The sequence below is a fragment of the Sphingopyxis sp. LC363 genome, from assembly GCF_000756385.1.
Lineage (GTDB): Bacteria > Pseudomonadota > Alphaproteobacteria > Sphingomonadales > Sphingomonadaceae > Sphingopyxis.
In genome coordinates, this window is the sequence record NZ_JNFC01000034.1 from 26159 (window position 1) to 48996 (window position 22838).

Below are 22838 nucleotides of genomic sequence, written 5' to 3' on the forward strand. Positions count from 1 at the left end.
ATTAACGCATATGGCTCGGTCTGAAACCAGGTCGCTGTTCACGGCGGATCTGATCGTCCCGGCGATCGGCGATGCCTTTCGCAAACTCCATCCCCGGGAACTGATCCGCAACCCGGTGATGTTCACGACAGCGGTGATCGCCGCGCTGCTGACCGTCCTGCTTATGGTCGGGCAGGACGGTCTTGCGACCGGCTTCAAGCTCCAGCTCGTCATCTGGCTGTGGCTGACGGTGCTGTTCGGCACCTTTGCCGAGGCGCTCGCCGAGGGCCGCGGCAAGGCGCAGGCGGCATCGCTGCGCGCCACCAAGGCCGAACTGACCGCCAAGCGCCTGAAGGGCGAAGGCAAGGCGTATGAAAGCGTGCCGGCAAGCGCACTGCGGGTCGGCGAAATCGTGCTCGTCGAAACCGGCGACCTCATTCCGTCCGACGGTGAGGTGATCGCCGGCGTCGCGTCGGTCAACGAAGCGGCAATCACCGGCGAAAGCGCGCCGGTGATCCGCGAGGCGGGCGGTGACCGCAGCGCCGTGACGGCGGGCACGCGCGTCATCTCGGACGAAATTCGCGTGCGCGTGACCGTGGGACCGGGGCAGGGCTTTCTCGACCGCATGATCGCGCTCGTCGAAGGCGCCGAGCGGCAGAAGACGCCGAACGAAATCGCGCTGACGCTGCTGCTCGTCGGACTCACGATCATCTTCCTGATCGCGGTCGGTACCATCCCGGGCTTTGCGAGCTATGCAGGCGGCAGCATCCCCGTCGCGATCCTCGCGGCGCTGCTCATCACGCTGATCCCGACGACGATCGCGGCGCTGCTCTCGGCGATCGGCATCGCGGGCATGGACCGTCTCGTCCGCTTCAACGTCCTCGCCAAGTCGGGCCGCGCGGTCGAGGCGGCGGGCGACGTCGATGTGCTGCTGCTCGACAAGACCGGCACGATCACCGTCGGCGACCGGCAGGCGACCGAATTCCGGGCCGTCGGCGGTCACTCGGCGGCTGAGCTCGCCGAGGCGGCGCTGCTTGCGAGCCTCGCCGATGAAACGCCCGAGGGGCGCTCGATCGTCGTGCTGGCGCGCGAGAAATTTGACCGGACGGCGGACCTGCCGGCGGGCGCCGAGATCATCGCCTTCACCGCGCAGACCCGCATCTCGGGCATCCGGATCGGCGACAGCGTGATCCAGAAGGGCGCGGTCGACTCGATCCTGCGCGCCAACCCGGGCGCGGGCACGACCACCGCGGCGACCGAGCTTCGCCGCGTCACCGACGAGATCGCGCGCGCCGGCGGCACGCCGCTCGCGGTCGCGAAGGACGGCGAACTGCTCGGCGCGATCTTCCTCAAGGACATCGTCAAGGCAGGCATCCGCGAGCGTTTCGGCGAATTGCGCGCGATGGGCATCCGCACGGTGATGATCACCGGCGACAATCCGCTCACCGCTTCGGCGATCGCCGCCGAGGCGGGGGTCGACGATTTCCTCGCGCAGGCGACGCCCGAGGACAAGCTCGAACTGATCCGAAAGGAGCAGGAGGGCGGGCGGCTCGTCGCGATGTGCGGCGACGGCACCAACGACGCGCCCGCGCTCGCGCAGGCCGACGTCGGCGTTGCGATGAACACCGGCACGCAGGCGGCGCGCGAGGCGGGCAATATGGTCGACCTCGACAGCGATCCGACCAAGTTGATCGAAGTGGTCGGGCTCGGCAAGCAGCTGTTGATGACGCGCGGCGCGCTCACGACCTTCTCGGTCGCCAACGATGTCGCCAAATATTTCGCGATCATCCCGGCGATGTTCGTCGCGCTCTATCCGGGGCTCGGCGTGCTCAACATCATGGGGCTCGCGACGCCCGAAAGCGCGATTCTGTCGGCGATCATCTTCAACGCGCTGATCATCCCGCTGCTCGTGCCGCTGGCGCTCAGGGGCGTGACCTATCGTCCGATGGGTGCGGGGCCGCTGCTCGCGCGCAACCTTGCCATCTACGGGCTCGGCGGCCTCGCCGCGCCCTTCGTCGGCATCAAGCTCATCGACCTCGCCGTCGGCGGCCTGGGTCTGGTCTGAGGAGACCGAAATGAACAAGGATTTTATCAGCGCGCTGCGTCCGGCGCTTGTGATGACGCCGCTCTTCGCGGCGCTACTCGGCATCGCCTATCCGCTGGCCATCACCGGCATCGGGCAGGCGCTCTTCCCGAGCCAGGCCAACGGCAGCCTGGTGCGTGAGAATGGCAAGGTCATCGGGTCCGAACTCGCCGGACAGGCCTTTGCCTCCGAACGCTATTTCAGCACCCGCCCGTCGGCGGCGGGCGACGGCTATGACGGGCTTGCCTCGTCGGGTTCGAACCTCGGGCCGACGTCAGAATTGCTCGCCGATCGCGTGGCGGGCGATGTCGCAAGGCTTTCCGGAACCTCGCCGGGCCAACCCGTTCCTGCCGACCTGGTGACGACCTCCGCTTCGGGGCTCGACCCCCATATCAGCCCCGAAGCGGCTTTTTTCCAGGTCGACCGGGTGGCCGATGTCCGCGGCCTTGATCGGGCGGCCGTTCGAAGGCTTGTCGACCAGAGCGTGGAACAACCGCTGCTCGGCTTTCTCGGTGAACCGCGCATCAATGTGTTCAAGCTCAATCGACGACTCGATGCCTTTAAGGCTAAATCCTCCCCGTGATCGAAACCGACCGACCATCACCCGAGGCCTTTCTGCGTCAGGCGGCGCAGGAAGGCCGCGGCCGTCTCAAGGTCTTCCTCGGCGCCGCACCTGGCGTGGGCAAGACGTGGGAGATGCTGACCGGCGGCAGGCAGAAGCGCGAGGCCGGGGTCGACGTCGTGATCGGTGTGGTCGAAACGCATGGTCGCCGGGAAACCGGAGCGCTTGTCGAAGGGCAGGAAATCATTCCGCGTCGCGAGGTCGATCACCAAGGGCACAGCCTTCGCGAGATGGATATCGACGCGATCCTCGAACGGCGGCCGCAACTGGTCCTGGTCGACGAGCTTGCGCACACGAATGCTCCGGGCAGCCGGCACCCGAAACGCTATCAGGATGTCGAGGAATTGCTCGACGCCGGGATCGACGTCTATTCGACGCTCAACATCCAGCATGTCGAGAGCCTCAACGACGTCGTCGCTTCGTTCACGCGCGTCCGCGTGCGCGAGACGGTGCCCGACTCGATCCTCGAAAATGCCGAGATCGAGGTTGTCGACATCCCGCCCGACGAGCTGATCGAACGGCTGCGCGAGGGGAAAGTCTATATTCCGCAGGAAGCCACGCGCGCTCTTACGCACTTCTTTTCCAAATCGAATCTGACGGCACTGCGCGAACTCGCGCTTCGCCGCGCCGCACAAGCGGTCGATGCGCAGATGCTCGACCATGTGCGCAGCCATGCGCTGGCGGGCAGCTTCGCGGTCGGCGAGCGGATCGTCGTCGCGGTGAGCGAGCTTCCGGTCGCGACCGAACTTGTCCGCGCGGGGAAAAGGCTCGCCGATGCGCTGAAAGCGCCATGGAGCGCAGTCCATATCGAGACGCGGCGCAGCCACAGCATGTCCGACGAGGACCGCCGACAGCTCGCCGACACGCTTGCGCTCGCCTCGCGGCTCGGTGCCTCCACCGCGACCGTTCCCGCGGCCAGCGTGGTCGAAGGCCTGCATGCCTTCGCGCGCGATGCACGCGCGACCCAGATCGTCATCGGCAAATCGGCACGTTCCTGGTGGTTCGAGATGCGTCACGGCTCGGTCGTCGACCAGCTCGTGCGGACGATCGACGATGTGGCGGTGCACGTCCTGCCGGGCGAGCCCGACGCGCGCACGGCGCGACGTAGCGGAATCGGCGCGGCGGGGCGGTGGGGCGAGCCGGCGGATTATCTGTGGTCGTTGGCGATGGTCGCGGCGATAACCGCGCTCGGCCGCCTGCTCCGCGCCGCGCTCGATCTCGGCAATATCGCGCTGCTCTATCTGATCCCGGTGATGTTCGCCGCGGCGAGCTTCGGTCTGCGCGCCGGGCTGTTCGCGGGGCTCGCATCGAGCCTTGCCTATAATTTCTTCTTCCTGCCGCCGACCGGCACGCTCACCGTCAATAATCCCGAAAATGTCGTCAGCATATTGGTGTTGCTCGGCGTTGCCGTGGTCACCAGCCAGTTCGCCGCACGCGTGCGCGCCCAGGCCGATCTGGCGCAGTCGAGCGCGCGCCAGAATGCGGCGCTTGCCAGCTTTTCGCGCCAGCTCACTATCGCGCCCGATCAGGACGCGCTGATGCACGCGATCTGCGCCGAGGTCGGCCGGCTGCTCGACGTCCGTGCTGTGCTTCTCCTGCCTTCGCCCGACGGGCCGATGCTGCGCGCCGCGGTGCCGCCCGAGGACCGGCTCGAGCAGATCGAGCGCGCCGCGGCGCAATGGGCGATCGACAACGACCAGCCGGCCGGGCGCGGGTCGTCGACGCTAACCGCATCGGACTGGCTGTTCCATCCGCTTCGCACGACGCGCGGTGTGCTCGGCGTGCTCGGCCTGACCCGCGACGATGCCCGCGAACCCGTCCGCTCGGATCAGGTGCCGCTCCTGATGAGCTTGCTCGACCAGGCGTCGATCGCGCTCGACCGCATGGAACTCGAGGAAGCGTCGCTGCGAGCGCGGCAGATCGACGAGCGCGACCGGCTACGATCGGCGCTGCTCTCGTCGGTCAGCCACGACCTTCGAACGCCGCTGACGACGATCCTGTCGGCGGCGCAGGAGATGCAGCGCCAGCCCTCGCCGGGCCTCGCCGAAACGATCGAGGCTGAGGCGCGGCGGCTCAACCGCTTCGTCTCGAACCTCCTCGACATGGTGCGCGTCGAGGCGGGCGCGCTGCCGATGAAGGTCGAGGCGACCGACCTGTTCGATGCCGCCGCGAGCGCCGCGCACGACGCGCGCGCCTCGCTTGCCGGGCACGAGGTGAAGGTCGACATTCCATCCAATGTCCCGCTTGTCCGCGTCGATCCCGTGCTTCTGCACCATTGCCTTATCAATCTGCTCGACAATGCCGGGCGCTATGCCGATCCCGGCACGCCGATCCTCATCCGGGGCCAGCGGACGTCCGATGCGATCCTTCTTTCGGTCATCGACGAAGGCCCGGGCATCGCACCGGGGAACGAAAAGCGGGTGTTCGAGACCTTCACCCGGCTCGAGGGCAGCGACCGGGCGAAGCACGGCACGGGCCTCGGGCTCGCGATCGTCAAGGGCTTTGCCGAAGCGATGGGGCTCGCCGTCGAGGCGGGCAATAACGCGCAGCCGCACGGCGCCCGCTTCACGATCCAGATACCCGAGGCGCTGATCATCGCGCCGATGAGCGACAAGGAAATTCCATGAAAGTGCGTCACAAGGTCCTGGTCGTCGACGATGAGCTCCACATCCGGCGCCTCATCCACGCGGCGCTGGCTAGGAACGACTATGCGATCGTCGAGGCCGAGACCGCGCGCGGGGCACTGGAGCAGCTTCGCGCCGAGCGTCCCGACATCACCTTGCTCGATCTCGGGCTTCCCGATCGCGACGGGCTCGAACTGGTGCCGCTGTTCAAGCAGCAATCCGACACGACGCTGATCGTCGTGTCGGCGCGCGATGCGACCGATCAAAAGGTCGCCGCGCTCGATCTGGGCGCCGACGATTATCTCACCAAACCCTTCGATACCGACGAGCTGCTTGCGCGGGTCCGCGTTGCGCTGCGCAATCGCCTGACCCGCGACGGGGGCATGCTGGCGCTTGCCGTCGAGGATGTGACGATCGACCTCGTGGCGCGCACCGTGACGAAGGCGGGGAGGGAGGTTCATCTGACTCCGAAGGAATATGGCGTGCTCGCCCAGCTCGCGAAATTCCCGGGGCGGGTGATCACGCACAAACAGATCATGGCGGAGGTCTGGCCGCACGAGCATGAACATCATGTCGAATATCTGAGGGTGCTCGTGCGAACGCTGCGCCAGAAGCTCGAAACCGATCCGCAGCAACCGCGGATCATCAGCAACGAGCTTGGTATCGGGTATCGGCTGCGGCTCGGCAACGACGCGTTGGCGGAGGGTGGCGAACCGCCGCGCTGAAACATATGCAAACACTATGAGAGACGCTGCCGATCGCTCTCGAAATCAAATGTCGCGCCCACCTATCTTCGTCCGATGATGCAGGACGAGATCGAGGCGCAGCCGGGCGCGAGTGAACGGCGATTCCGTGACCGGGTGGTCGACTGGCTGGGCGCGCAGGGTGCGCTCTTGCTGACGGTCTATATGTGTGCGGCCGTGGCGGCGGTCGCATTCCTGCTGGACGCCGCGCGCTAGATTCTGACCGGATCGCCAATCCTATGCGATCTCAACGCCTATCCGCTTTTCCCGATCTCGATTTCCTATGCGGCCGTGCGTAATTGAGCGGCCTCCCGATGGAGGATCGAATGACGAAATGGCATGAAAGCGCCGCCGCCAATTTCGGCCTGCGCGCCGCAGGTCTCGCGCTGCTCGCCGTGGCCTGGCTGGTGGCGGTCAGACTCCACCAAATGTCCCATACGATTTCGCCGCGCGACGCGACCCCGCTGGTCATGTTGCTCTCGGCGATCCTCTTTCTCTGCGCGAGCGCGGGCGGCGCGTTGCTGTTTGTCGGACCCGGTCTTTGGGAAACCGTCGAGATTTCGGAGCGGTGGCGGCGTTTGCCCCCGCCCGGGTACAAAGCTGCCGAAGTTTTCGACGCTATCCCTCCCCGCGCTGCATCGCGCCCGGAGGACGGTGCATCGAGCCTTACAGTCGCATTTTAACCCCCGGTCGGTCCGACCCCGCTTGATGGGTCAATCCTCGTCGCCCAGCTCGCTCGGCGTCGGTGCAACATAATCGGTGCGCCGATATTCGCGGCCGCGCTTCACGGTCATCTCGATCCGTTCGATATTGTCGATGTCGGCCACCGGGTCGGCGGTCAGCACGACGAAGTTTGCGAGCTTGCCGGGCTCGATCGATCCCATATCCTCGTCCTGCCCGGCCGCCCGCGCGCCGACCAGCGTCGCCGAATGGATGGCGGCGAGCGGCGGCATGCCGACATCGTCCGTCAGATAGCGCAGCTCGGCATGCACCTCGGGCCAAGAGTTGCTCGCGGGGTTGACGAAGTCGGTGCCGGTCGCGATCGGAATGCCGGCGCGCCACGCCTGCTGCGTCAGGCGGATCGTTCGCGCGCCGCTGCACCGCAGCGGCTTCGCTTTTGGGTCGGCCTTGCGCGCCGCCTCGAACTTCACGAAGAGGCTGCCCGTCGCATCGAGGATCGTGCCCTGCTTCGCCATCGCCCTGTAAAGGCGCCCGACGACGGGGTCGTCGCCCGTCGGCGCGAGGCGCGTCTCGTCGACCGGCGTGCGATCCTCATAGGCCGCGAGCATCCGCGGCTGCGCCTCATAGCCCAGATAGCAGACATGGCTGACGACGTCGGCCCCAGCCGCGATGACCTCGGCGGGACGGGCGGGGAAGACCGCGCTGTGCGCCCAGATCATCATCTTCTGGCGGTGCGCCTCGGCGGTGATCGCCGCGACGCGCTCGGCGGGAAGGTCGGCATAGATTTTGATCGCCGTCGCCGACGTGCCGCGGGCCAGCGTCACCGCGGTGCGCAGATCGGTGTCCGCATCGATCGCCTGCATCCACGGCGCGGTTCCCGGCGCAAAGCCGCGGCTGACCGACAGGACGCGCGGGTCGGCGAAAAAGGGCGGGCCCGCCATCAGCGCGGCATAATAGATGTCGGGCGCGGCGATCTCGCCCACGAGCGAAGCGCGCGCCAGATCGCCCACCGCGCGCAGATCGTCGGCCATGTCGCGCACCGCGGTGACGCCGCCGTAAAGCTGGCGGCGCAGGATCGCCTCGGCGCGTTTCCGGTTGGGCGGCGTCGCGAGATGGACGTGGCTGTCGATCAACCCCGGAATGACGAAGCGCCCGGACAGGTCGACCCGCCGGGCCGCCCCGGCCCGCGACGCCAGCACATCATGCGCGCCGATCGCCACGATGCGCTCGCCCTCGACCAATATGTCCTGATCGGCGTGCGCCGCGTCGCCGGTGCCGTCGATGACCGTCGCGCCCGTATAGAGCGTGGCTTGCGGCGCGTCGGCGGCCGCCGCCGGGGATAGCGCGAGGCCGAGCGAGGCAAGCGCGGTGAGCAGGGTGAGGCGGCGGGAGCGGGGCATTGTCATGCGCAAGGCGCTAGCCGGGCGGTTTCGCGTCTGCAATCGCCGAAGCGAGGTCTCCCCGCCATCGACCCGGTGCCGTCGGGTAGCGATTGCGCCGACGCAAGCGGTGGGTACAAGTGGCGCATTCGACAGGAGAATTTTCATGCGTTTCGCAATTGCCCTGATGCTGATGCCGCTATTGCCGCTAGCCGTTCTTCCCGCCCCCGCGATGGCCGAGACGACGCCAGCGGCGACGCAGGACGAAGCGCTGCTCCGCTTTCTCGACGACGCTTTCGACGCGCGGATCGCGCTTCAGCCCGAAAGCCAGACGCAGCTCGGGCTCAAGAGCGATTACGACCGTCTCGACGATTATACCGACGCCGCCGCGGTGCGCGAACAGGAACTGCTCGAACGACAGCTGAAGGAAATGCGCGCGCGCTTTCGGCCCGAACAATTGGGACCGAGCGCGCGCGTCAGCTACCGACTGTTCGAATATGACGTCGAGCGCCGCCGTGCGTCCTTCCGGTTCCGCAAGCTTCGTTTTCCGGTAACGACCAACGGCAGCCCGGCGGGCGATATCCCGGTGCTGCTGATCAACAATCACAAGATCGATACGGTCGCCGACGCCGAGGCCTATATCGCGCGTCTGCGCGATACCGACCGCGTGATGGGCGAGGTCGCGGCGACGATGCGCGAGCAGGCAGCCGCCGGGGCGGTGCCCAACAAGGTCAATTTCGCGCCCGCGCGCGCCGATGCGAAGAAAATCCTCGTCGGCGCTCCGTTTGGCGACGGAGCGGATTCGACCTTGCTCGGCGATTTCCGCAAAAAAGTCGGCGCGCTCGATGCCCCCGATGCGGTCAAGGCGAAGCTGATCGCCGATGCGACCGCGGCGCTGACCGGGCCGTTCAAACACGGCTATGAGGTGCTGATCGCCGCGATCGACGAGATCGAGCCCAAATCGAAGGGCAACTTCGGCGTGTGGAGCCTCCCCGACGGCGAGGCCTATTATGCCGACCGGCTCAAGAATTCGACGACCACCGACCTGACCGCCGAGCAGATTCACGAACTGGGGTTGAAGCAGGTCGCGGCGATCCGCGAAGAGATGGAAGCCATCAAGCGCGAGGTCGGTTTTAAGGGCACGCTCGAACAATTTTTCGACCATATCCGCACCGATCCGAAGCTCAAATATCCGAACACCAAGGACGGCCGCGAAACCTATTTGACCGATGCGCGCGCGGTGATCGCCGCGGCGATGGCGGCGGCACCGCGCTATTTCAGCGTGCTGCCGAAGGCCGCGCTCGAAGTGCGCGCGGTCGAGAAGTGGCGCGAGGCGACCGCGTCGACCGCCTTTTATAATCCGCCCTCGGCAGACGGGTCGCGGCCCGGCATCTATTACGTCAACCTCGTCGACATGAACCAGACGCAAAAGGTTCAGGTCGCGGCGATCGCCGCGCACGAGGGCGCGCCGGGCCATCATTTCCAGATCGCGCGGCAGCAGGAACTGGCCGGCATCCCCAAGTTCCGCAAGTTCGGCGGCTATGGCGCCTATATCGAGGGGTGGGGGCTCTATTCCGAGCGGCTCGCGAACGAAATGGGCGTCTACAAGACCCCCTACGACCGGTTCGGCATGTTGTCGCTGCAGGTCTGGCGCGCGATCCGGCTGGTGCTCGACACCGGCATCCATTCGAAGCGGTGGACGCGTGAACAGGCGATCGCCTATTTCCGCGCGAACAGCTCGGTTTCCGACACCGATATCGCGCGCGAAGTCGACCGCTATTTCAACTGGCCGGGGCAGGCGACCAGCTACATGGTCGGACAGCTGAAGATCGCCGAACTGCGCGAGCGCGCCGAACGCGAACTCGGTGCGCGCTTCGACATTCGCGAATTTCACGAAGCGGTGCTCGGCGAAGGCGCGCTGCCGCTGAGCATCCTCGAAGAACAGGTCGCCGCTTATATCGCGTCGAAGCGCTGAGACCCGGTGGCGTTCGATTGACAGGACGCCGCCGCTCGGCTTTATCGAAAATCGAATTATTAAAGCGGCTACGCTTTATAGCATGAATCTGTTTGGCGGGGGGCGCCGGGCATTCGAACCAGCTTGGAGGACAGTCCTGCAATGAGCCTCAATCTTCCGGGTCGCGACCGCCGCCAATCGGCCACGAGCGGCCCAGAGGCGCGCGACGCGCGGCTGACGCTCAGCCTGTCGGGCACCAACCTCGAGCGCGCGGGCGACTATAATCAGCGGATCGTGCTCCAGGCGATCCGCCTGACCGAAGAGACGACGCGCAGCGACCTCGCGCGGGTGACCGGCCTCACGCCGCCGACGATCGTGAACATCACAAAGCGACTGATCGATCTCGGCCTCGTCAAACCGGCGGGCCGCCTGCAGGGCAAGCGTGGTCAGCCCGCGATGCGGATCGTCATCGATCCCGACGGCGCCTTTGCGATCGGGCTCAACATCGACCGCGACCATATCACGCTGGTGACGCTCGATCTTGCCGGCAAGATCCGCAGCCGCCACACGCGCGAGATCGCGTTCGCGCTGCCTGAAACGGTCGTCGACCATGTGCGCGAAATATTGCCCGGTCTGCTCGATGAGGGCGGGGTCGACCGGGCGCGCATCCTCGGCGTCGGGGTGGCGCTTCCCGACGACCTTGGCCGCATCGCGCTACCGCACCGACCAAAGGAATATGACGCGTGGGACGGGATCGACCTCGGCGCGCTCCTCGGCGAGGTGCTTCCCTGGCCGCTCCATGCCGACAATGACGCCGCTTCGGCAGCACTCGGCGAAGTGCATCTCGGCAATGGCATCGCGCTGCCGAGCTTCTTCTACCTGCTGATCAGCGCCGGCCTCGGCGGGGGGCTCGTCATCGACCGCAGCTATGTCCGCGGCGCCGACTCGCGGTCGGGAGAGATTTGGGCGATGCCCGATCCCGAACGCGGCGACGGCGCGAATGTGCAGGACACGGTTTCGCTGTCGGCGCTTTACGCGCGGCTCGAAGCCGCCGGACATGGCATCGAGGCGCCCGATGCGCTGCTCGACAGTTCGTCCGATGCCGAGGCGGTGATCCTGAAATGGCTCGACGATGCCGCCGACGCGCTCATCCAGCCGCTGATCGCGGTCAATTGCCTGATCAATCCCGCCGCCATCCTGATCGGCGGGCGGCTCCCGGGCAAATTGGTCGACGGCCTCGTCGAGCGGCTCAATGCGCGGATGACGGGGCTCCAGCTTCCGGCGGTGGCGCCGGTGCGGCGCGCGGGCGCGGCCGACGACGCCTCGGCGATCGGCGCCGCGATCATCCCCTTCCTCGACCATATCCTGCCGTCGGAATCGATCCTGATGCAGGCGGGGCGCTGACGCTAATCGAGCCGTTGCGCCATGTCGTCGAGGTCGACGCCTTTGGTTTCGGGAAAGACCGCCGCGACGACGACGAACTGAACGACCATCGCGGCGGCGAAGATGACGAAGGGTGCGCCGGGCGACCAGGCGACGAGCACCGGAAATATCCCGGCGATCAGTGCGTTCATCAACCAGTGCGTGCTCGCACCGAGCGCGCTGCCGCGCGCGCGCACCGGCGTCGGGAAAATCTCCGAAATATAGACCCAGATGACCGCACCCTGGCTGGTTGCGAAAAAGGCGATGAACCCGACCAGCGCGGGCAGCATCAGTGCATTGTCCAAAGCGCCGAACAGCACCCCGGCTGCGGCGGCGAGACACAGCGTCATTCCCGCCGCGCCCGCGAGCAGCAGCGTCTTGCGCCCGAGGCGGTCGATCAGCGCCATGCCGGCGAGCGTGAAGACCAGATTGGCGATGCCGATCATCACGGCCTGCCGGTCGGGCGATAGCGACCCCGCGCGCGCGAAAATATCGTTCAGATAATAGAGGTCCGCGTTGATGCCCGCGAGCTGGTTGAACATCGCGATCAGGATGGCGAGCATCATCGGCCGCCGGTGCCGGTGCCACGACAATTTCTCGCCCGGCGGATCGCGTTCGAGCGCCTCTTCGATCCGGTCGAGTTCGGTGGTCGGCCCGCCGATGCGGGCCATGGCCATGTTCGCATCTTCACGGCGTCCCTTGGCGATCAGCCAGCGCGGGCTGTTGGGAATCGCGAAGAGCAGGATGAAGAAGAGCAGGGCGGGGGCGGCGGTCACGCCCAGTTTCCAGCGCCACGCCGCGTCGCCGTCGATCAGCCCCGCGATCGTCGCATTGCTGAGATAGGCGACGAGGATGCCGGTGACGATCATCAATTGGAACAGGCCGACGAGAAAGCCGCGGTGCCGCGGCGGCGCGATCTCGGCGATATAGACGGGCGCCAGCACCGACGAGCCGCCGATCGCGAGCCCGCATATGAAACGGAAGACGAGAAACGCCGTCCAGCTGGGCGCGAGCGCGCAGCCGAGCCCTGCGACGAAATAGAGGATAGCGAGCACGCGCAGGCTGTCGCGGCTGCCGAAGGCGTCGCCGGGCTTGCCTGCAAACAGGGCGCCGACCAATGTTCCCCAGAGCGCGGCGGACACGGTGACGCCGAGCGTTTCGGGGGTGAGGGCGAAGAGGCGGGTGAGGGCGCCGGTCACGCCCGCGATGACCGCCGTATCGAATCCGAAGAGGAGCCCGGCGAGCGCCGCCGTCCCGATCGCAGCGGCCAGGGCGCCTCGGCGCGCGCGGGGCTGCGCGTCAGCGCCGGAAAAGGCTGCGCTCTCGGGCGTATCCGTCATTTTTCTCTCCCGCAGGATCGACGTCAGCGCCGTCCTCTTTCGCTTGGACATGCCACAAACATCCTCTCGATCAAATAAATTAATTTTCATTATTATCTTGACGCCGAGGGCGTGGGCGGGGCAGGCTGTGAAAAATCGGCCGCCGGAATGCCTTCGGGTGGCGGCGCTCCCGACCCGGAAAGGCGGGCGGGGCAATGAAGGAGGGGATTGGTGCCAGCGACCTTGCTTGCGACTCACCGGGTGGAAAAGCCCTGGGGGCGCCGCGAATTGCAGGCTCCGTTCGGGGCGTCGCCGGCGGGCGGCGAACCCGTGGGCGAGATATGGTTCCAGGCGCCCGGCGACGCGGCGCCCGACCTGCTGATCAAATATCTGTTCACCAGCGAAAAACTGTCGGTGCAGGTCCACCCCGACGACGCGCAGGCGCATGCCCGCGGATTGCCGCGCGGCAAGGACGAATGCTGGCTGATCCTCGGCGCCGAGCCCGGCGCGACCATCGCGCTCGGGACCAAGGCGCCCGTCGACCGGGCCGAACTGCGCTCGGCCGCGCTCGACGGCAGCATAGAGCAGTTGCTCGACTGGAAGCCGGTCAAGGCGGGCGATTTCTTCTATGTCCCCTCGGGCACGGTCCATGCGATCGGCGCGGGGCTGACGCTGATCGAAGTGCAGCAGAACAGCGAGACGACCTATCGGCTCTACGATTACGGTCGTCCGCGCGAACTGCACCTCGACGACGGCGTCGCGGTCGCCGACCCGCGACCCTATGCAGCCTATCCGTCGCCGGGCCGCATCGCGGACGACCGCACTATCCTCGTCGATGGTCCGAAGTTCGTGCTCGAACGGTTCGCCGGCGGGGCGCGGACGATCGCGCTCCCCGATGGCGTCACCGCATGGTTGATCCCGGTGGCCGGAAACGGGCTCGCCGACGGCCTCGCTTTCGAAGCGGGCGCGTGCCTTGCGCTCACCGGCACCACGCAGATCGCGGCCGATGCGGGTGCCGACCTGCTGCTGGCCTATCCAGGAGAGGGGCGCCTGCCATGACTGCCCCAGCGGGCTGCAAAGCGCGCCTCAGCGGCACGCAATCAACGATAATTTTTCATGGAAGAGGGGCGCAATGAAAAAGGAAAAGGGTTCGAACCGGCTGCAACCCCGGCTGCGAAGGGCGGCGATCGCGCTGGCGTCCTCGGCCGCGATGCTGGCCTTTTCGTCCGCGACGGCGCAGTCGCCGGTCGATCTCGCCAACCCGCTCGTCGGCACCGCGCCGCTCGACGATCCGGCGGTGATCGGCAATGCCCCGCCGCCGGGCGAGCCCGTCTATTCGGGGCAGACCTCGCCGGGCGCGCGCCTGCCGCACGGCTCCGTCGAGGCAGCGCCGGTCAACAATAATATCGAGCTGCTCTATCCGAACGGCGTCCCCGTTCCCTATTATTACGCCAACCCGACGATGATCGGCTTCACCGGCGGCGGCGGCTCGACATACGGCGGCGGCGCCGAGCCGATCATCATGCCGGTCGTGGGCGACTGGTCGCCGCCGCCCGCCTACAGCCAGTCCTGGTATGACAAGTCGCGCGAAAAGGCGTCGCCGGGCTATTATTCGGTCTATCTCGACACCTTCCGCACCCAGGTGGAGCTCACCGCGACGCGCTGGGCGAGCGTGATGCGCTTCACTTTCCCGCAGAGCGACCGATCGAACGTCATCGTCAACCTGCCGCGCCACGGCGGGGCGGTCGAGGTCGTCGGCGACCGCATCGTACGCGGGATATCGAAAGACGGGCACAGCGCCGACGGTGCCTATTTCGTCGCCGAATTCTCGAAGCCTTTCGCCGCGCTCGGCACCTTCCGCAAATCGCCCGGCGACAATATCGGCTGGGGCATCGGCACCAGCGACGTGCAGCCCGGCGCGCGCGACATCGCTGGCAGTTACGCGGGCGGCTATGTGACCTTCAAAACGAAGGCCGGCGAGCAGGTGCTGATGAAGATCGCGCACGGCACCAGCTATGAACAGGCGGCCGAGCGGCTCGCCGCCGAAGTGCCGGGCTGGGATTTCGACGGCGTTCACAAGGCGGCGCGGGACACCTGGGCGCAGCTCTTGAACCGCGTCCGCGTGACGGGCGGCACCGACAAGCAGCGCAAGCTCTTTTACTCGACGCTCTTCCAATCCTTCGCCTCGCCGCGCCTGATCGCGCAGAAGGGCGAGAAATTCGCCGACACCAACGGCAAGGTCCAGACCGCGTCGCACGACCGTTACGGCCCGGTTCCCTTCTGGGATACGGGGCGCAACCAGATCGTGCTGCTCGAACTGATGGAGCCCGAGGCTGTCAAGAATATCATGGCCTCCGAACTCGCGATGGCGCGCGAGAAGGGCTATATGAACACCTCGTTCCACGGCGACAATGCGGTGTTCCTCTTCCTCGGCGCGTGGGAGCGCGGCATCGAATTCGATTATGAAGCCGCCTATGAATATCTGCGCAAGAATGCGACCGACCCGAAGGGGCCGCGCGGCTATCTTGCCGAATATATGAAGCAGGGCTGGATTTCGGACATCGTGCCCGACCATAATCCCAGCCCGCCCTATGCCGGCGGCAAGGCGGGCGCCGACAAGACGCTCGAATATGCTTGGGACGATTATGCGCTCGCGCTCTACGCGAAGAAGCTCGGCAAGGATGCCGACTACCGGATGTTCCTGAAGCGCGCGAGCAATTACGCCAATGTCTTCGACAAATCGATCGGGTTCATGCGCGGGCGCACCGCCGACGGCAAATGGATCGCACCCTTCGATCCGCAGGAGCCCTATTATAACTTCATGATGAAGGAGGCATCGGGCTGGTCGACTTTGTGGCTCGTCCCGCACGATGTGCAGGGATTGGTCGGCCTGCTCGGCGGCCGCGACGCGTTCAACGCCAAGCTCGACGAATTTTTCACCAAACCCTATAATCCGACGGGCATCTGTCGCGACTGCACGGGCGTCATCGGTCAATATGTCCACGGCAATCAGCCCGACCAGCAGGCCCCCTATTATTACAATTGGAGCGGGCAGCCGTGGAAGACCCAGGCGCTCGTCCGCAAAATCCTCGAAAAAACCTACGCCAGCGACGCCGCGGGTTACGGTTATCCGGGGATGGACGATCAGGGCGCGACCTCGTCCTGGTATGCGCTATCGGCGCTCGGCTTCTATCCGGTCGATCCGTCGAGCCAGGATTATATCATCGGCAGCCCGCTGTTCGACGACGCCAGCCTCGACATGGGCAATGGCAAGACGCTGCGGATCGTCGCGAAGAATAATTCGGACACGAACGTCTACATCCAGTCGGCGACGCTCGACGGCAAGCCGTGGAACAAGCCGTGGTTTCGCCACGACGACGTCAAGGACGGCGCGACCTTCGTCTTCACCATGGGGCCCAAACCCAACAAGACGTGGGGCGCCGCGCCCGGCGCCGCCCCTCCTTCGATGTCTCGAAAACGTTGATTTAACGAGCCCCTCGCCCCCGTGTCCTCCGCGGGGGCGCGAGCCCGGGATCCGCCTTCCCCCTTGGGTCCCGGGCTCCCCTCTTCAACAGGAGATACCATGCGCAGCCTTCTGATCACCGCATCCCTTCTCGCCCTCGCGCCGCTCGCGGCACAGGCCCAAACCGCTGTACCCCCCGCCGCACCCGCGGACGATGCGGTCTACACCGGCGAGCTGATGACGCGCTGGGGCAAGGAGGTGACGCCCGAAAACGCATGGCGCCTCTACCCGCGCCCGCAGATGGTGCGCGAGCGCTGGGTCAACCTCAACGGCCTGTGGGATTATGCGATCGCCCCCAAGGCGGCCGACCGGCCGGCGGCGATGGACGGCAAGATCCTCGTGCCCTTTCCGGTCGAATCGAAGCTGTCGCGCGTCGCGCGCCGGGTCACCCCCGACGACCGCGTCTGGTATCGCCGCAGCTTCACCGTCCCCGCCGGCTGGCGCGGCCAGAATGTCATGCTCAACTTCGGCGCGGTCGATTATGAGACGACGGTGCGTGTCAACGGCGCGGTCGTCGGCTCGCACAAAGGCGGCTTCGACGCCTTCGGCTTCGACATCACCCCCTATCTGAAGGACGGCGCGAACGAGCTCGTCGTCGAGGTTCTCGACCCGACGAGCGCGGGCATCCAGCCGCGCGGCAAGCAGATTCTCGACCCCGCGGGCATCTGGTATACCGCGGTCAGCGGAATCTGGCAGACGGTGTGGCTCGAACCGGTGCCGAAGCTCCATATCGCCGACGTGCGCGCGATGCCCGACATCGACCGCGGCACCGTCGACGTCGCAGTGGCATTGAGCGGCTGGGCGAACGATACCGACGCGGTGCGGCTGACCGCGAGCGCGGGAGGCAAGACGATCGCCTCGACGATCATCCGCGCCAACCGGCAGGCGACGCTGGCGATCCCGAACGCGCATCTCTGGTCGCCCGACGATCCCCATCTCTATGACCTCAAGGCCGAGTTGGTGACGATCGCCGATCCCTATGCCGGCGAAAAGGAGCGCGATCGCAAGGCCTATGACTCGCGCTTCACCGACCATGAAAGCCGCGTCTATGCAAAGGCGCAGGTTCAGGGCGCGCCGCGCGACAGCGTCGCCGCCTATTTCGCGATGCGCAAAGTGTCGATCGGGCCCGGTCGTGTCGCGGGGCAGCCCGCGATCCTGCTCAACAACAAGCCGCTGTTCCAGCACGGCACGCTCGATCAGGGCTGGTGGCCCGACGGACTTTATACGCCGCCGTCGGAGGAGGCGATGAAGAGCGACATCGTCTTCTTGAAGAAGGCGGGGTTCAATATGCTGAGGAAGCATATCAAGGTCGAACCCGCGCGCTATTATCACGACGCCGACCGGCTCGGCATGCTGATCTGGCAGGATATGCCCTCGGGCGGCGGCGAGGACCAGTATCTTGCCGGCACCAGCCAGTATCAGGCGATCTTCCCGTCGGAGACGCTCGCCGAGCAACAGAAGCAATTGTCCGAGATGGTCGGCGAACTCAGCGCCTTTCCGTCGATCGTGACCTGGGTCGTCAATAACGAGGGGTGGGGCCAATATGATTCGGAAACGCTCGCGCGCTTCGTGAAGGGGCTCGATCCCTCGCGGCTGGTCAACGCCAATTCGGGCTGGGTCGACGTCGCGCCGGGCGTATCGGAAATGCTCGACATCCACACTTATGAGGATGTGCCGAGGACGCCGCCGCTCCAGACGAACCGCGCGATCGTGCTTGGCGAATATGGCGGGGTGGGTTTCCCGGTGCCGGGGCATATCTGGAAACCGGGCAAGGACAATTGGAGCTATCAGGTCGCGAAAGACGAGAAGGAATATCTCGTCCGCTTCCGCCGCAAGATGGAAGGCGTGATCCGGCAGGCGAAGGAGAATGGGCTGAGCGCCTCGGTCTACACCCAGACCACCGACGTCGAGGACGAGATCAACGGCCTTTTGACCTATGACCGCGCGGTGCCCAAGGCGCCGGCGGAGGCGCTGGCAAAGATCGCCGCGCCGCTGTGGACGACTCCGGCGCCCGACTGACGGGCGGGGAACGAAACGCGAGACGCATTCGCCATCCCGGGCCGGGGATGGCGGATGTCGAGTCGTGCGGCAACCTATCTGACCGCAAGAAACCACGAAAAACTGCGGATTTTGGCTGGGTCGGCAACGATTCATCGTGTCCCGCCACCGGCTTGAAAAATTTATTTTGACAAATTGTTTTTTATATTCTGATAGAGGCTCAACGGGTCGAACGATCCGCGGCTCGGTGACCTTGAGGGCGCCGGATAACAAGCGGGGGCGAACAGCCCCTCGAACAGGGAGGTCGATGTGATGAAGGCAGGACAAATCCATTCAGCGAAGACGAATCGGCGCGCGGCGCTGATGCGCGAGCTGATGCTGAGTGCGGGCGCGATGGCCGCATTATGTGGTGCGGGGCAGGCGCATGCACAGGTAGCCCCCGAAGCGCCGCCCGCGGACGACGCGGCCGCGGAGGCCCCGGGCGACGCGATCGTCGTTACCGGCTATCGCCAGTCGATCGAACAGAGCCTCGAGCAGAAGCGCGAAGCCAATTCGCTGATCGAAGTCATCACCGCCGAGGATATCGGCAAATTCCCTGACAAGAATGTCGCCGATGCGCTGCAGCGCGTCCCCGGCGTGATCATCACCCGCGACGGCGGGGAGGGCAGCCGCGTCAGCATCCGCGGTCTCCAGTCGGACCTGACGCTCACGCTGCTCAACGGCAATTTCATCGCCGGCGCCGACAGCGGCGATCCGTCGCGCTCGTTCAACTATGTCCTGCTGCCGTCGAACTTCATCGCCAGCACCGAAGTCTATAAATCGGCCGAAGCGCGGCTCGAGGAAGGCGGCGTCGGCGGTACGGTGATCCTCAACACCCGCCGTCCGTTCGACCTCCCGGCCTGGTCGGGCTTCGTCTCGGCCGAAGGCACCTATTCGGACACGACCAAGAAATTCGACCCGCAGATCGCCGGCCAGATTTCGTGGAAGGACCCCGAAGAACGGCTCGGCTTCCTCGTCGGCGCGACCTATCAGGAACGCTCGAACCGCGAACTGCGCGGCTCGACCGAAACCTGGCGCTGGTGGAGCGATCGCGATGACGACGGCAACATCCTGACCCCGGCGACCGACGTCAACGGCAATCCGTTCGAAAATGACGACGCGATCTCCTATTGGCCGGGCGAGGGCGTGACCGCGCAGGACGGCACGCATTATTCGGGTCATTGGGCGCCGCAGTCCGTCAACGCCGAAGTCTTCTCGCAGCATCGCAAGCGCCTCGGCATCCAGGCGACCGCGCAGATGCGGCCGTTCGACAATCTGACCGTCACCGCCAATTATTTCCGCTTCGACTACAGCAGCAATTTCCAGAGCAATGTGCTGAAGATCCCCGAATGGGGTTACGGCAACTTCTTCACCGGCCCGACTTTCGACGAGAGCGGCACGATCTTCCAGTCGGCCAATTTCCAGGTGCCCGCGGCGGGAACCGGCTGTCTTGTCAATACGCCGCCCTGCACGATGGAAACGCCGCAGATCGCGGGGACTTACAGTCGCGAAAAGCAGGTTTCGAACACGTTCGAGACCGAGGTCGCGTGGAACACCGATAATTTCGACGCGGTCGCGAAGTTCGGCAAGACGCGCGCGATCGGCGGCCCGTCGATGCGCTTCGGCGTCGCCGCCAAACCGCGCCTGACGGTGACGGGCGAGGAGCAGAACGGCAACTTTCTGAGCTTTTGGGATTTCACCGGCGGCAACCTCAACATGGAATTCTCGCCCGAGCTGCAGGAGAATATCAAAAACGGCATCGCCCAGATCGACGTCGGCTCGACCGGATCGGGCTTCACCAACAGCGCGATTTCGCAGCGTTATGCCCAGCTCGACCTCGTCCGCCGTTTCGACAGCTTTTTGAGCGCCTTCCGCGTCGGCGGCAAATGGCGCGAGATGAGCATTCACCGCGAAACCGGCCGCAACGAATGGTATGCCGATCCGGCGACCAAGCGGCGCTATCAGGACACGCCCGAAGGCGCGGTCGCGCGGCCCGAATATTTCTATGACAATCCGATCGGCAACATCGCCGGCGGGTTCGACGCGAACCTGTTCCCGGGCATCAATTTCGAAAATTATCTCGACTATATCAACGACACCTATGGGCCGTCGGTGCGCGTGCCCGAGCCGAACAACACCTACGACCTGAAGGAAAAGGTGTTCGCCGGCTATGTGCAGGCCGATTTCGAAAGCGGCCCGCTGCGCGGCAATATCGGCCTGCGCGTCGCGCACACCAAACAGTCGGGCGTGACCTCGGACCGCCTGCAATATCTCAATGACTATTGCGTCGACGGCCCCGGCGGCCCGTTCGATCCCGATGTGCCGCTCGGCCCCGACGGCAATTGCCAGGTGCGGCCGCTCGACGAGCGCGAGGAGATCGTCAACACGCGGATCGATCAGTCGAAGAGCTACACCGACTGGCTCCCCAGCTTGAACGTCGTCTATGAAGTCGTGCCCGACGTCGTCGTCCGCGGCGCGGTCGCCAAGGTGATCTCGCGTCCGTCGTTCAACGATCTGGGGTCGCAGCGTTCGCTGACCTATCGTTCGGCAGCCTACGCTTTCGACCGCGGCCAGTTCGGCGAATTCGAAGGCTGGTCGGGCAGCGGCGGCAACGCCGATCTCCAGCCCTTCTCGGCATGGCAGTACGACCTTGGCGTCGAATGGTATTTCGACCGCGGCTCGGTGCTCGGCGTCGGCCTGTTCCGCAAGGACGTGTCCGACTTCGTCGTCCCGCTCGTGCTCGACGTGACGCGCGAAGTGAATGGCGAACAGGTGCTGATCCAGCCCTATTCGACCGTCGCCAACGGCTCGAACGCCCGGTCGCAGGGTGTCGAAGTCTATGCCCAGCATACGCTCGACTTCGGTCTCGGCGCGCAGGTGAACTTCACCTATAACGACACGTCGGTCGCCGATATCACGCTCGATGGCGAGACGGTCGGCAAGTCGGCGCTCGTCGGCAGCGCGAAGACGCAGGTCAACGCTTCGGTCTTCTATGAAACCGACAAATTCCTGGTTCGCGCCTCGTACAACCGCCGCGGCGAAGTCGTCGGCGGGCTCGCCTCGGGCCTCAACGTCTACACCGACCCCTATGAACAGGTCGACATCAACGCGTCGTACGAGCTGATGGACGGCCTGATGCTCACCGCCTCGGTCATCAACCTGACCAAGTCGGAAGAGCGTCAGCACCTCGGCAACGACACCAAGGCGCGCTTCGTCCGCAGCAACTATTTCGGCCGCCGCGCTTATGTCGGCGTTTCGTACAAGTTCTGATGGGGCGCATAGCCCAGCTCTCCCCCTCGGGTGGCTCCGCAAGGAGCCACCCGCCTCTTTCGGGGCGAGCTGGAAAATGCTTCGGTGGTTCGTAACGGGAAAATAGGGGAGGGCCGCCAAGTGCGTGTCGGGTTGAAATCGCTGCTTCTGGGCATGGCACTGCTGACGGGCGGTCCAGCCGCGGCGGAGAATCCGATCGTTCCGGGCTGGTATGCCGACCCCGAAATCCGCATCTTCGGCGACCGCTACTGGATCTATCCCACCTATTCGGACCATGGCGAGACACCCGATCTGTCCGAGCATTTCAACGAGCAGCAGAAAAAGCTGCGCGAACAGAAGACGGTCCGGCCCTCCTATCATTTCCAGACCTTCTTCAACGTCTTTTCATCGCCCGATCTCGTTCACTGGACGAAGCATGACCATGCGCTCGACGTCGAGAATGTGGCGTGGGCCGCCTATGCCGTGTGGGCGCCCTCGGCGATCGAGAAGGACGGCAAATATTATCTCTTCTTCGGCGCCAACGACATCCAGTCGGACGATCAGCTCGGCGGCATCGGCGTCGCGGTCAGCGACCGGCCCGAAGGACCGTTCAAGGACGCGATCGGCAAGCCGCTGATCGATGCCTTCCACAATGGCGCGCAGCCGATCGACCAGTTCGTCTTCCGCGACGACGACGGGCAGCATTATCTCTATTATGGCGGCTGGAAGCATTGCAACGTCGTCCGGCTGGGCGACGACCTGACCTCGATCGTCCCCTTCTCCGACGGCACGACCTTCAAGGAAATCACGCCCCCCGGCTATGTCGAGGGCTCGTTCATGGTGAAGCGGAAGGGCGTCTATTATCTGATGTGGTCGGAAGGCGGCTGGACCGGTCCCGACTATTCGGTCGCCTATGCGATGGGTCCGTCGCCGACCGGGCCGTTCAAGCCGATGGGCAAGATTCTTCAGCAGGATTTCAAGATCGCGCGCGGCGCGGGCCATCATTCGGTGGTCAATGTGCCCGGCACCGACGACTGGTACATCGCCTATCACCGCCGCCCGCTCGATGAGGATTCGGGCGAGCGGCGCCAGCTCGCGATCGACCGCATGATCTTCAACGCCGACGGCACGATCGCGACGGTAAAAATGACGAACGAGGGCGTCGCAGCGCGCCCGCTGCCGGCCCGAACGGCGAACAGGGGAGAGACGAAGTGAAGACGATC

Annotated in this window: 15 protein-coding genes; 13 read left to right on the forward strand and 2 right to left on the reverse strand. The window is 65.5% G+C overall.

Annotation, left to right across the window (positions count from 1 at the left end):
- Positions 1-10 precede the first annotated feature (10 nt).
- The 6 genes from kdpB to FG95_RS13055 all read left to right on the forward strand — a co-directional run bounded on the left by kdpB (position 11) and on the right by FG95_RS13055 (position 6734).
- Positions 11-2044 (forward strand): potassium-transporting ATPase subunit KdpB, encoded by a 2034-nt coding sequence (kdpB, locus tag FG95_RS13035; RefSeq protein WP_037556434.1) that lies wholly within the window; start codon positions 11-13, stop codon positions 2042-2044.
- Between the two features lie 10 nt (positions 2045-2054).
- Positions 2055-2645 (forward strand): potassium-transporting ATPase subunit KdpC, encoded by a 591-nt coding sequence (gene kdpC, locus FG95_RS13040; protein ID WP_037556435.1) that lies wholly within the window; start codon positions 2055-2057, stop codon positions 2643-2645.
- The gene (locus FG95_RS13045; RefSeq protein ID WP_037556436.1) at positions 2642-5311 is read left to right on the forward strand and encodes a sensor histidine kinase; all 2670 of its coding nucleotides are present in this window, start codon (positions 2642-2644) and stop codon (positions 5309-5311) included. The genes kdpC and FG95_RS13045 overlap by 4 nt, the downstream gene beginning before the upstream one ends.
- Positions 5308-6033, forward strand: coding sequence for a response regulator (locus tag FG95_RS13050; protein WP_037556437.1), 726 nt, complete (start codon positions 5308-5310; stop codon positions 6031-6033). Before FG95_RS13045 ends, FG95_RS13050 begins: the two co-directional genes overlap by 4 nt.
- A gap of 75 nt (positions 6034-6108) precedes the next feature.
- Positions 6109-6267: a hypothetical protein gene (locus FG95_RS20795; protein WP_161786557.1), complete on the forward strand. Its 159-nt coding sequence runs from the start codon at positions 6109-6111 to the stop codon at positions 6265-6267.
- A gap of 83 nt (positions 6268-6350) precedes the next feature.
- Positions 6351-6734: a hypothetical protein gene (locus FG95_RS13055; protein WP_152567646.1), complete on the forward strand. Its 384-nt coding sequence runs from the start codon at positions 6351-6353 to the stop codon at positions 6732-6734.
- Between the two features lie 30 nt (positions 6735-6764).
- On the opposite strand, the gene FG95_RS13060 is transcribed toward FG95_RS13055, so the two are convergent.
- Positions 6765-8132 (reverse strand): amidohydrolase family protein, encoded by a 1368-nt coding sequence (locus FG95_RS13060; protein WP_037556438.1) that lies wholly within the window; start codon positions 8130-8132, stop codon positions 6765-6767.
- Between the two features lie 145 nt (positions 8133-8277).
- Here FG95_RS13060 and FG95_RS13065 point away from each other — a divergent pair, with 145 nt between their 5' ends.
- Both FG95_RS13065 and FG95_RS13070 read left to right on the forward strand, forming a co-directional pair.
- Positions 8278-10086, forward strand: coding sequence for a DUF885 domain-containing protein (locus FG95_RS13065; RefSeq protein WP_152567647.1), 1809 nt, complete (start codon positions 8278-8280; stop codon positions 10084-10086).
- A gap of 141 nt (positions 10087-10227) precedes the next feature.
- On the forward strand, positions 10228-11469 hold the full coding sequence (locus tag FG95_RS13070; protein ID WP_037556439.1) for an ROK family transcriptional regulator: 1242 nt from the start codon (positions 10228-10230) through the stop codon (positions 11467-11469).
- Positions 11470-11471: 2 nt separating this feature from the next.
- Here FG95_RS13070 and FG95_RS13075 read toward each other — a convergent pair whose 3' ends face one another.
- Positions 11472-12827, reverse strand: a complete 1356-nt coding sequence (locus tag FG95_RS13075) for a sugar porter family MFS transporter (RefSeq protein ID WP_052182354.1) — start codon at positions 12825-12827, stop codon at positions 11472-11474.
- A 210-nt stretch (positions 12828-13037) separates the two neighbouring features.
- Between FG95_RS13075 and FG95_RS13080 the strand changes: the two genes are divergently transcribed.
- The 5 genes from FG95_RS13080 to FG95_RS13100 all read left to right on the forward strand — a co-directional run bounded on the left by FG95_RS13080 (position 13038) and on the right by FG95_RS13100 (position 22830).
- Positions 13038-13865, forward strand: coding sequence for a class I mannose-6-phosphate isomerase (locus tag FG95_RS13080; protein WP_037556617.1), 828 nt, complete (start codon positions 13038-13040; stop codon positions 13863-13865).
- A gap of 73 nt (positions 13866-13938) precedes the next feature.
- Positions 13939-16290 (forward strand): GH92 family glycosyl hydrolase, encoded by a 2352-nt coding sequence (locus FG95_RS13085; RefSeq protein WP_052182355.1) that lies wholly within the window; start codon positions 13939-13941, stop codon positions 16288-16290.
- 99 nt (positions 16291-16389) lie between these two features.
- A complete protein-coding gene (locus FG95_RS13090; protein WP_200880198.1) occupies positions 16390-18348 on the forward strand; it encodes a glycoside hydrolase family 2 protein in 1959 nt (652 codons plus the stop codon).
- 291 nt (positions 18349-18639) lie between these two features.
- Positions 18640-21636, forward strand: coding sequence for a TonB-dependent receptor (locus FG95_RS13095; protein ID WP_037556440.1), 2997 nt, complete (start codon positions 18640-18642; stop codon positions 21634-21636).
- A gap of 153 nt (positions 21637-21789) precedes the next feature.
- A complete protein-coding gene (locus FG95_RS13100; RefSeq protein WP_052182376.1) occupies positions 21790-22830 on the forward strand; it encodes a glycoside hydrolase family 43 protein in 1041 nt (346 codons plus the stop codon).
- Positions 22831-22838 lie beyond the last annotated feature (8 nt).